The organism is Bartonella sp. AA81SXKL (assembly GCF_042196945.1).
In the GTDB taxonomy this organism is placed as follows: domain Bacteria; phylum Pseudomonadota; class Alphaproteobacteria; order Rhizobiales; family Rhizobiaceae; genus Bartonella.
The window spans coordinates 1-906 of sequence record NZ_JBHIRH010000144.1; the positions used below are offsets into that span (position 1 = coordinate 1).

General features: G+C 46.2%; 1 protein-coding gene. It reads left to right on the forward strand.

Annotated features, from left to right (window positions below):
- The coding region (locus ACFINZ_RS10170; RefSeq protein ID WP_375701446.1) for a DUF4815 domain-containing protein at positions 1-906 on the forward strand (906 nt) is incomplete at both ends.

Genomic DNA, 906 nt, shown 5'->3' on the forward strand with positions numbered 1-906 from the left:
GTCCCTGATGATGTGTTGTCCCTTGCAACCATTACCAACAATTGGCTTGAAACGCCGGTTGTGGTCAATGATGGCACACGGGTTGCCCCCTATGATGAAATGTGGCGCTATTTTCAACGGGTGCTTTCGCTTGACCGTCTCATGCAATTAGAGCGTATTAAAAGCAATGTAGACTCTAAAGAGCCTGTTGCCAAAAAAGGCATGTTCGCTGATCCCTTTCTTGATGACTCTTACAGAGATGAAGGCTTTCAACAAACGGGGGCTGTAGGCAACGGCATTTTACAACTCGCCATTGACCCAACATTCTATACTACTCCTTTAAAAGCGCCTGTCACCCTTGACTGGACAAATGAAGTGATCATTGCGCAAGAGTTGACAACGGCTTGCGAAAAGATCAACCCCTATCAAAATTTTGCACCCCTGCCTGGTACAGTAACCCTTGAACCCGCAACAGACTTCTGGCATGAACAGCGCACCGATTGGCTCTCTGGTGTCACCAATCAAATCATTATGGGAAAACATCGCGGCAGTACCATACGTAGAACAGAAGTAAGCGATAATTTCATCAACACACACCAAGAACAAATCGACTTTTTAAGACAAATTACCCTTCACTTTAAAATTGAAGGTTTTGGCAGTAGCGAAATCTTGGAAAGTCTTACCTTTGATGGTGTGAATGTTTTACCAAAGAGTCTCCTTATTGCCGATAGCAAGGGCACCCTTGAGGGCGCTTTCACGATTCCACAAAATATTACGGCTGGTACAAAAAATGTTGTGGCACGGGGGAAAGGGGGCACCATTGCAACGGGACTTTTTACCGGTCAAGGTCTGATTGATGTGAAAGTGATGCGGCGCACCACCACGGTGAAGATCTGGACGCAAGTGGACCCACAAGCGCAAGTCTTT